Raw genomic sequence first — 9,476 nt, forward strand, 5'->3', positions numbered from 1 at the left:
GCAGCGACGGCAGCGCGAAGGTGCGGGTGACGAACGAGGGCATGCGGCTCATGTCGGCCAGGTACACCGCCTTACGCGACTCCAGAAAGCCCTTGGGCTGCGCAGCCACCACCGACTGCATCAGGTTCGACGCCTGTCGCCCGTTGGCGAACAGCACCAACCGGGTGTCGGCGCTCACGTGCCAGTCCTGGCCGTGCTGGTCCTTGATCTGCAAGGCCGGCAAGAGCTGCCCCGGCTCGACCGCAGCGGCTAGGGCTGCCTGCAGGCCAAGGGAAAAGGTCGCTGCCACCAGCGCGAGCCGGAGCGCGTGCCGCAGAGTGTGTATCCTGGAGGTCATGCGCTCACCGCGCCTTTCTTCGCCGCGGCAGCGGGATTTGCACCCCCATGCGCAGAGCAGCCCTGCGCGGGGTCGGTGTTGATCATGTGGTCGGCCATCTGGGCGAAGGTCTCGATGAGCCAGGCCCGAAACGCGGGGTCTTCCACCTGCTCCTCGATGGCTAGGCGCATGCACAGCATCCACTCGTCGCGCTCCTGCGGGCCGATGGTGTAGGGCAGGTGCCGCATCCGCAGCCGCGGATGGCCTTTCTTCTCGATGTAGAGATTGGGCCCGCCGAACCAGCCCGAGAGGAACTCGAACAGGCTCTGGTTGGCCCCAGCCAGGCTGTCGGGGTGGATGCGACGCGCAGCATAGGCCTCAGGCAGCTCGTCCATCAAGGCGTAAAAACGATCGACCAGGCGGTGCAGCCCCGCCTCACCGCCGAGGGTTTCGTACGGCGTCACGGCTTGAACGTTCGACATGGGTGGCTCCCTCGCGTCAACAGCTGGCGTAATCAGCAGCGTTCACGCGCGCTCACCGCTTGCGCAGCGCGAGCGCCCAGGACTGCATCGCATCGTTGGCCACCTTCATCGGCGCGTCCATGAAGCTCACGACGAAATGGTCGCCCATGTCGGCAATGCCGATGGAGCGCGGGCGAACGGCCAGCACCTGCGGATTCGGCAGCGCGTGGCCAAAGCAAAAAATCACGTTGACGGCGGCGCGAATCTCGGGGTTGACCTCGCCACCGATCGCTTGGGTATGCGCGAGGTGGTCGAAGGTGGCGATGTACTGCACACGCGGGGTGTTGGCGATGCAGTCGCGGAAATAGGCCGCGATCTCCTCGGCACTTTGGTAGCGGCATTCGCTCTTGGCGATGTCGACGACGGTGATGGGATATTTTTCCTGGAAGTGAACTTGCTTCATAGAAACCTCGTGGGGTGGGTTGGAGAAAAACACGCCCCCACCCCGGCCGAACCCTCCGGCCGGCGCGGGGGCAAAGGAGTCACGAAACCACTTCGCGCCGGACCGTCGGACGGCGGCGCTCGGGCGAGCGACGAGCCGTGCGCGGCAAGCCGGCGACGGCAGCCAAAAATTCGTCGCGTGTGCGCGCGGCGAAGTAAGGGTGGCCGGTGCGCTCCTCGAGCACGGTGCTCACCACCCGTCCCTGCCGCACATGCCCGGCAAACAGCAGCGTCTCGGCCGGCAGCGCAAACAGCCGTTGAACCACGCTGTCCCAAAGCGCCTCGGGCTCGGCCGGCAGCGGCTGCTGTGCACAGGCGTCGATGGCGAGCAATCCACCGCAGAACATCCGGTCGCGCCAGAGAAAGCTCAGGCAGCCGGCCGTGTGTCCGGGCGTGCGCCAGACCTGCACGCATTCGCTGCCAAAACACAGCGCATCGCCGTCACCGGGGTTCACCGCCCCCTCGGCAGCGTCGCCCTGCACCACCGGTGCCCCCAGCGCACCGAAAGCCTGCAGCGTCTGCAGCGTCTGCAGCGGATCGGCATCATGCTGATGCGTGCGCAGCGTCCAGCGCAGCCGCAGCCCTCGCTCAGCCATGAGCGCAGCGAGCAGCGGCACATCCGGCACGCGCGGATCGATCAGCACGCACTCCTGCGCATCGAGATCGGCCAGCAGGTAACTCACCGCCCCCGAGGCTTCGTCGCGCAAGATCCGGAAATACATGACCTCAAGCCCCAAAACGCAGCGCGGCCGCCAAGGCGAGCGCAAGAGCGCAAGCGGTGGCCGAAAACAGCCGGCGCCACAGCCGCGCGCGCGGAATGAAGCCCACGCCACGCACGATCCCCGCGCTCATCGCCCAAAACAGCAGCATGGCCAGGCCGTGGTCGGCGCGGGCGTTGCCGTCTTGCATGCGAGCGAACATCAGCGGGTAGATGCTGCCACCGACCATGATCGCGAGCCCCACCAGCAGACAGGGCCAGTGCATGCCCGGCCCCTCCGGCGCGGGGGCTGGAGCGGGGCCGGGCGCTGGTGCGGCGCTCACGAGCCAGCCCCTTCTTGGCGCTTGCGGGCTTCATCGTTCTCGCCCCACATCGCGTTGAGAATGGCCAGCAGAACGGCAAAGCCGACGCCGAGTATCCAAGCAAAGTACCACATGTTTCGTCCTTTTTGATGAGTAGGGAGGACCGCTTCGGCGTTGTCCGCCCCTATGGCAACGCTGAACAAGTCCCTCGCGCGTCGCGCATCGCGGCTGCGGGCGGTCTGCGTCGAAAGCAAATCCTCGCCATAGCTTCGGCTATGACCTCGGTTTGCGCTTCGCATCCGATCCCGCAGCCGGGCGCGCACCACTTCGGGAACTGATTCAGCGTTGCCTGAGCGTCAATACGCCACATGCTCGTTGTCGCGAATCTGCTGCTCGGTCACTTTGCCGCGCATGACGCGGTAGGCCCAGCCCGTGTAGAAGATGATGATGGGCATGCAGATCAAGGTGGCATAGAACATGATGGCGAGCGTCAGGTGGCTCGAGACGCTGTCCCACACCGTGAGGCTGGCCGCGAGTTGCGTCGAGGACGGCATGACGAACGGGAACATGGACGCGCCCGCGGTACCGATGACCCCCACGATGGCCAGCGACGAGGCCACGAAGGCCGAGAGGGTGCGCCGCGCGCGCATGAGCGCCACCGCGGCCAGCGCCCCGACGACGCCCAGCGCCGGCAGCAGCCAGAGCAGCGGCTGGCGGCCGTAGTTGGCCATCCAGGCGCCGGCTTCGCGCACCACCGTCTTGCTCATCGGGTTGGGCAAAGCAGCCGGATCGACCACGGAGCTGATGCGATAGCCGGGGATGCTCTGCAGCCAGAAGCCCGCGGCAATGAAGGCCACGACCATGACGATGCCCGCAATCGTGCCGGCGCGGATGGTGCGCGCCTGGATCGCGCCCTCGGTGCGGTGCGCGAGGTAGGTCGCACCCTGCAGGGTGATCATGGCACTGCTGACCACGCCGGCAAGCAAGGCGTAGGGGTTGAGCAAAGCCCAGAAGCTGCCGGTGTAGGTGGAAATCAGATACTCATCGAACTGGAAGGGCACGCCTTGCAGCAGGTTGCCAAAGGCCACGCCGAAGATGACCGGCGGAATGAAGCCGCCGACGAACAGGCCCCAATCCCAGGTGGCGCGCCAGGTCGGGTTGTCGATCTTGCTGCGGTAGTCAAAGCCCACCGGCCGGAAGAACAGCGCCCAGAGCACCGCCAACATGGCCCAGTAAAAGCCGCTGAACGCGGTGGCGTACACCAGCGGCCAGGCCGCGAAGATGGCGCCGCCGCCGGTGATGAACCAGACCTGGTTGCCGTCCCAGTGCGGCCCGACGGTGTTGATGACGACGCGGCGCTCGGTGTCGCCCTTGCCGACGAAGGGCAGCAAGGTGCCCACGCCCATGTCGTGGCCGTCCATGATGGCGAAGCCCACGAGCAGCACGCCCACGAGCAGCCACCAGATGATTTTGAGGGTTGGATAGTCCAGCATGTCGTTCTCCCGTGGGGTTCAGGCGGCGGTCGTCGCGCCGTGGTGGGCTTCGTTCGCGTAGCGGCCGGTGCCCAGGCTGCCCGGGCCCATCTTGGCGAACTTGACCATCAGGTACATCTCGACGATCAGCAGCAGCGTGTAGAAACCCACGAAGCCGGCGAGCGAGCCGTAGAGGCTGGTGACGCTCAACGTCGAGACCGACAGATGCGTGGGCAACACGCCATAGATGGTCCAGGGCTGGCGTCCGTATTCGGCGACGAACCAGCCAAGTTCAATGGCGATCCAGGGCGCGGGCAGCATCACCAGCGCCCACTTGAGCAGCCAGGGTCGCTTGCCACACTCGAGCTTGAGCGTGCACCAGAAGGCAGTACCAAAGAGCGCGAGCATGAGGAAGCCCAGGCCGACCATGATGCGGAAGCTCCAGAACATGGGCGTGACGCGCGGGATGGTGTCGTCCACGGCGCGCTGGATGATCTCGGGCGTCGCCTGGCGCACGTCGGTGACGTATTTGCGCAGCAGGAGGCCGAAGCCCAGATCGGCTTTGTGCGCCTCGAACAGCGCACGCGCAGCCGCGTCGTTGCGGTCTTTGCGCAGGGCTTCGAGCGCGGTCACCGCGTGGATGCCGCTTTCGATGCGCTCGCGGTTCTTGGCCTTGATTTCCGCAACGCCCGGGATGGTCTTGGTGACCGAGCGCGTGCCGATCAAGCCCATGACGTAGGGAATTTCGATCGACCAATCGTTTTTCTGCGCCTGCTCGTTGATGCCCGCGACGAGGTTGAAGCTCGCGGGTGCGGGCTCGGTCTCCCACATGGCTTCGATCGCGGCCATCTTGGTCTGCTGCGCTTCGCCGACGTTATAGCCCGATTCGTCACCGAGCACGATGACGCTGAGCACCGATGCAAGCCCGAAGGCTGCGGCGACGCGGAAGCTCCGTTTGGCAAATTCGACGTCACGGCCCCTGAGCAGGTAATAACTCGAGATCGAGAGCACGAACATCGCGCCGGTGACATAGCCGGCCGAGACGGTGTGCACGAACTTCGCCTGCGCATCGGGGTTGAAGAGCACGGCCCAGAAGTCCGTCATTTCCATGCGCATGGTGTCGAAGCTGAACTCGGCGCCCACCGGGTTTTGCATCCAGCCGTTGGCGATCAAAATCCACAGCGCCGAAAGGTTGGTGCCCAGCGCCATGAGGATGGTGACCAGCAGGTGCTTAGGCTTGGAGAGGCGATCCCAGCCGAAGAAGAACAGGCCGATCATCGTGGACTCAAGAAAGAAGGCCATGAGTCCTTCGATCGCCAGCGGCGCGCCGAAGATGTCGCCCACGTAGTGCGAGTAGTAGGCCCAGTTGGTGCCGAACTGGAATTCGAGCGTGATGCCGGTGGTCACGCCCAGCGCAAAGTTGATGCCAAAGAGCTTGCCCCAGAAGCGGGTCATGTCTTTCCAGACGACGTTGCCGGTCATCACGTAAACGCTCTCCATGATGACGAGTAACCACACCATGCCCAGCGTCAGCGGCACAAACAGGAAGTGGTAGAGGGCTGTCGCCGCAAATTGCAGCCGCGACAGATCCACCAGTTGTTCGGATATCACTTCACTTCTCCTTTTCTTCGCTGTTGCCCGGCCCGAGCAACTGGGTGGCCACGCCGGCCTCTGGCGGCGTGACGCGGTACTCGCGCACGAACACCCACCACAGCGCCACCAGCACAGCCAGCTTGATCACCAGCACGACGGCCAGCTTGCGCACCAGGGTTTGGTCTTGGAGGTTCATGGCACGGGGACCTTTCCTTTCGTAACCAATTATGCAATCTTTATGCCAATGACTCGGAAGCGAGCGAACCACCGTTCGCCTAGGGTTTTCCCTGGGAAGGGCAGCCGACCTGTCCCTGACAGCCCTGGGGACAAACCGCCGCAAAGGCTGCCAAAAAACTGCCAAGCTGCCATAATGGCAGCCAAACCCTTCCACGCTTGCGCCGCCCATGAAGCCCTACGCCGAACTCACCAGCTTTCTCGATCAGCAGAGCGAGCCCTACATCCTGTTCGACGGCGACTACCGCATCCTCGCCGCCAACGCGGCTTATCGAAGGCTGTTCAGTCCCGAACAAAGCGTGGTCGGGCGCAAGTGCTACGAGGTTTCGCACCGCTACACCACGCCCTGCGACCAAAACGGCGAGACCTGCCCACTGGCGCGCGCACGGGCCTCGGGGCAGCGGGAGCGGGTGCTGCATCTGCACCACACACCGCGCGGCGAGGATTACGTCCAGATCGAACTGACCCCGCTGCGCGACGCGGCCGGCACGCTGCAGCTCTACGCCGAAAAAATGGAGCCGCTGCGCCAAAGCCATCGCGCCGCGTCTCCAAACGGGCCCGAGTTGATCGGCCGCTCGCCGGCGTTTTCGGCCATGCTTGCGCTGGTGGCGCGCGTGGGTCCGTCGATGGCCACCGTGCTGTTGCTGGGCGAATCGGGCACCGGCAAGGAACTCCTCGCGCGCGCGGTGCACGAGGCGAGCCCGCGCGCCGCGCGGCCACTCGTCGCGGTGGACTGTTCGAGCTTGCCCGAAACCCTCTTCGAGTCCGAACTGTTCGGCCACGAACGCGGCGCCTTCACCGGCGCGCATGCGGCCCGCGCCGGCCTGGTCGAAGCGGCCAGTGGCGGCACGCTGTTCCTCGACGAAGTGGGCGACATACCGCTGTCGATGCAGGTCAAGCTGCTGCGCCTGCTCGAGACCGGCACCTACCGGCGCGTGGGCAGCACCGAACTGCGCCGGGCCGACATCCGCGTCGTCTCCGCGACGCACCGCGATCTCACGGCCATGGTCGCCGATGGGCGCTTTCGCGAAGACCTGTATTTCCGGCTCAGCACCTTTCCGATCCGGCTGCCGCCGCTGCGCGAGCGCCTCGAAGACATCGCGCTGCTGGCGCCCGCATTGCTGCAACGGGTGGCGCCCGAGCGCAAGCTCGAGCTCGCGCCCGCGGCGCTGACCCTACTGCAAAGCCAGCCCTGGCCCGGTAACGTGCGCGAACTGCGCAACCTGCTGGAGCGTGCCGCCCTGCTCTGCGACGGCTCCGTGATCGAAGCGAGCCATGTCGCGCAAGCACTGTCCGTGAATCAGCCGATCCACCCGGCCGCGTCTCGCCTACCGGCCGCCACAGCGGACGCGGACGCGGATCGAGCCGCCGCTGGTCCAGAGGCAACGATCAACACCCTGCCGTTGCCTGAGCTCGAACTCGAGGTCTTGCGACAACGGCTGGCCCGCCACCGCGGCAGCCGCGCCGCCTTGGCCGCCGAACTGGGCATCAGCGAGCGCACGCTCTACCGCCGGCTGCGCGCCCTGGAAGCGCGAGCTGCGGGCCGGTGACGCCGGGAATTCAACTCGGCTGAGGTCCTTTTTTTGTAGCGCAACCTGACCGTTTCAGGCTGGCATACGGCAAATTCCCTCTGAAAAACCAGGACGAGAGGCTCAGCGCCGCCGCCCCACCCAGCGCGTCACATGCGCTCGGCCCTGATGGCCCGGACCTTCGGAGAGTTCGACGATGCCATCCCAGCGCAGCACGGGCTCGAGCCAAGCTTCGAAATCGGCGTCGAGCAGCGCCGGCGTGTAGAGCATGTCCACATCCTTCGGGCCGCCGCTGTCGAAAGCGAGCTGGGCTGGGTGAAAGGCTTCCAGGATCAGCCAGCCACCCGGGCGCAAGCCCGCGGCCAAGCGCTGGTGCGCGCTGCGGCGGAAACTCGCGGGCAGGTGCACGTACACCAAGGCCAGCGCGTCGTAGGCTTCGGGCGGCGGCGCCCAGTTCGCGAGGTCGGCATGAACCGTCTGCACCGCCACGCCGTGCTGCGCCGCGAGCGCCTGCGTCTTTTGCAGCCCTACGGTGGAATAGTCCACCGAAGTCACCCGATGGCCTTGCCGCGCCAGCCACACGCCGTTTCGGCCCTCGCCGTCGCCCGGCACCAGCACCTCGGCCGGCGCGCGCAGGCGCTCGGCGGCTTGTGCCCGCAAAAACGCATTGGGCTCGGTGCCGTATTTGTAGTCAGGGCCGGCAAAGCGCTCGTCCCAGGGGTTGGCAGGGGTGTTCATGAGTGTCATTCGTTCGCGTGGATTCTCTCGTGGATGCGCCGGGTGGTGCGCCACACCGCCCACCAGACGAGCGGGATCAGCGCGCCGGCCGCGAGTTCCGGGTTGATGGGCACGCCCGCACCCTTGAGGGCCTTGCCGCCGTAGAGCAGCAGGCTCACCACGTAATACGAAATCGCCGCGATCGACAAGCCCTCGACGGTCGACTGCAGCCGCAGCTGGAGCTCCTGCCCGCGCGTGAGCTTGGCCAGCAGCTGCTGGTTTTGCGCCTCGCGGGCGATGTCGACGCGGGTGCGCAGCAGGGCGCTGGCGCGCGCGATGCGCTCGGACAGCGAGGCGAGCCGCTGCGCCGTCGCGGCCACCGTGGCCATGGCCGGCGACAGGCGGCGCTGCATGAACTCGCCCAGAGTCTGCGTGCCGGGAATCGGCTGCTCGCGCAGCTCGGCAAGGCGTTGTTTGACCAGCTCGTAATAAGCCGAAGTTGCGGAAAAACGGTACGCATGTTCGGCCGTCGCGCGCTCGATGCGTGTGGCCTGCGCGACCAGCGCGTCGAGCAGCTGCTGGTCATCGACCGCCTTGGCTTCGAGCTGCGCCGTGATCTCCGCCAGCGCGCGCTCGGTTTCGCCGAGCATGGGCGTGAGCGCCTTGGCCACCGGCAAGCCGCGCAACGCCATGATGCGGTAGGTCTCGATCTCGAGCAGACGCCCGGAAATCCGACCCACGCGCGTTTCAGACGTGCCCGGCGGACAGACCGCCAGCATGCGTTCGAATCCGCTCGGACGTATCGCAAGATCCGTCACCACGAGCGAGGCGCCCTCCTTGCCCACGAGCGAAGCCACCACGGCATGGCCGCCGAACCAGGCACGCGCGCGCTCGAGCGTCTGCGCAACGGGCTCGATCGGCTCCGAAACCATGGCCAGCTTGATCGCCGCAAGCGTGCGCCCAGGAATGCTCGCCAGCCACTGTGGGTCGACCCGCACCGCGGGGAACAGCTCGGGCTCGACACTGCCCAGCCCCGCGTGCGGCGGCAGCGGCTGCACGATCGAATAGCGGCTGAACTCGGTATGGCGCTCCCACTTGACCGTGTAGCCATCCAGACGCAGGCGCAGGAAATTGCCTTGCATCGCGTCGAGCGGCAACTCCGCCTGCCCGGGCAGCTCGCGCAAATGCGCCCATTCGTCTTCCCGTCGGACGCCCTCGTTCGCCACCGCCACATACACCACCAGAGCGGGCAGCCGTATCCGTGCCGGCGGGCGCGCATGCACCTCGTCGTGCAGCACGCGGCGCTGCGGGTCTTCGGGTGGAAGTCGCTCGGCAAGCGCCGCTGCCGCGCGCGCTGCCTCAGGGTAGGAGCTTGTGGTCATGGTCATCAGTGTAGAAGGGCTCCGTCAAGAGGTGAACGACCTTTGCGCCCAAAACCGGTGGAGCATCCAGACCGTGCCTCCCGTTCAGCGCCGTCAACGGCCGGATGGAGGCTCAGAGGCTGAGAGGGAATTGGGCGTGCCCGAAGGGGCGCCCCAAAACGCGCCCGAGTAGGCGCAAAGCACAGCCGTAGCTCGGGCTACGGCGCGCATTTGCAACGCCCTCGGGCGTGTTTTGGGGCGTCAAAGCGGGC

General features: G+C 66.3%; 11 protein-coding genes and 1 pseudogene. 1 reads left to right on the top strand and 11 read right to left on the bottom strand.

Going from position 1 to position 9,476, the window contains the following annotated elements:
- The 9 genes and pseudogenes from JHC36_RS03775 to cydP all read right to left on the bottom strand — a co-directional run.
- Positions 1–337, bottom strand: a pseudogene (locus JHC36_RS03775) (hypothetical protein); the annotation flags it as partial.
- Positions 334–798 carry a group II truncated hemoglobin gene (locus tag JHC36_RS03780; RefSeq protein ID WP_287916049.1) on the bottom strand — a complete coding sequence of 155 codons (465 nt, stop codon included), beginning with the start codon at positions 796–798 and terminating at the stop codon, positions 334–336. The gene JHC36_RS03780 and the pseudogene JHC36_RS03775, both read right to left, overlap by 4 nt.
- A gap of 52 nt (positions 799–850) precedes the next feature.
- Positions 851–1,240, bottom strand: coding sequence for a DUF6858 family protein (locus JHC36_RS03785; protein WP_287916052.1), 390 nt, complete (start codon positions 1,238–1,240; stop codon positions 851–853).
- A 79-nt stretch (positions 1,241–1,319) separates the two neighbouring features.
- Positions 1,320–2,000: an MBL fold metallo-hydrolase gene (locus JHC36_RS03790; RefSeq protein WP_287916054.1), complete on the bottom strand. Its 681-nt coding sequence runs from the start codon at positions 1,998–2,000 to the stop codon at positions 1,320–1,322.
- A 4-nt stretch (positions 2,001–2,004) separates the two neighbouring features.
- Positions 2,005–2,262, bottom strand: coding sequence for a cyd operon YbgE family protein (locus tag JHC36_RS03795; protein ID WP_287916056.1), 258 nt, complete (start codon positions 2,260–2,262; stop codon positions 2,005–2,007).
- 53 nt (positions 2,263–2,315) lie between these two features.
- Positions 2,316–2,432 carry a cytochrome bd-I oxidase subunit CydX gene (cydX, locus tag JHC36_RS03800; RefSeq protein ID WP_287916058.1) on the bottom strand — a complete coding sequence of 39 codons (117 nt, stop codon included), beginning with the start codon at positions 2,430–2,432 and terminating at the stop codon, positions 2,316–2,318.
- Positions 2,433–2,654: 222 nt separating this feature from the next.
- Positions 2,655–3,791, bottom strand: coding sequence for a cytochrome d ubiquinol oxidase subunit II (cydB, locus tag JHC36_RS03805; protein WP_287916060.1), 1,137 nt, complete (start codon positions 3,789–3,791; stop codon positions 2,655–2,657).
- Between the two features lie 18 nt (positions 3,792–3,809).
- On the bottom strand, positions 3,810–5,381 hold the full coding sequence (locus tag JHC36_RS03810) for a cytochrome ubiquinol oxidase subunit I (protein WP_287916063.1): 1,572 nt from the start codon (positions 5,379–5,381) through the stop codon (positions 3,810–3,812).
- Position 5,382: 1 nt separating this feature from the next.
- The gene (gene cydP, locus JHC36_RS03815) at positions 5,383–5,559 is read right to left on the bottom strand and encodes a cytochrome oxidase putative small subunit CydP (RefSeq protein ID WP_287916066.1); all 177 of its coding nucleotides are present in this window, start codon (positions 5,557–5,559) and stop codon (positions 5,383–5,385) included.
- A 208-nt stretch (positions 5,560–5,767) separates the two neighbouring features.
- Here cydP and JHC36_RS03820 point away from each other — a divergent pair, with 208 nt between their 5' ends.
- Positions 5,768–7,147, top strand: a complete 1,380-nt coding sequence (locus tag JHC36_RS03820; protein ID WP_287916069.1) for a sigma-54 interaction domain-containing protein — start codon at positions 5,768–5,770, stop codon at positions 7,145–7,147.
- A 102-nt stretch (positions 7,148–7,249) separates the two neighbouring features.
- Here the strand turns inward: JHC36_RS03820 and JHC36_RS03825 are convergent, their stop codons facing one another.
- Positions 7,250–7,864, bottom strand: a complete 615-nt coding sequence (locus tag JHC36_RS03825; RefSeq protein ID WP_287916072.1) for a class I SAM-dependent methyltransferase — start codon at positions 7,862–7,864, stop codon at positions 7,250–7,252.
- 5 nt (positions 7,865–7,869) lie between these two features.
- Positions 7,870–9,225 carry a DUF3422 family protein gene (locus JHC36_RS03830; RefSeq protein WP_287916075.1) on the bottom strand — a complete coding sequence of 452 codons (1,356 nt, stop codon included), beginning with the start codon at positions 9,223–9,225 and terminating at the stop codon, positions 7,870–7,872.
- Positions 9,226–9,476 lie beyond the last annotated feature (251 nt).

It is taken from the genome of Tibeticola sp., from assembly GCF_022759015.1.
In the GTDB taxonomy this organism is placed as follows: domain Bacteria; phylum Pseudomonadota; class Gammaproteobacteria; order Burkholderiales; family Burkholderiaceae_C; genus Tibeticola; species Tibeticola sediminis.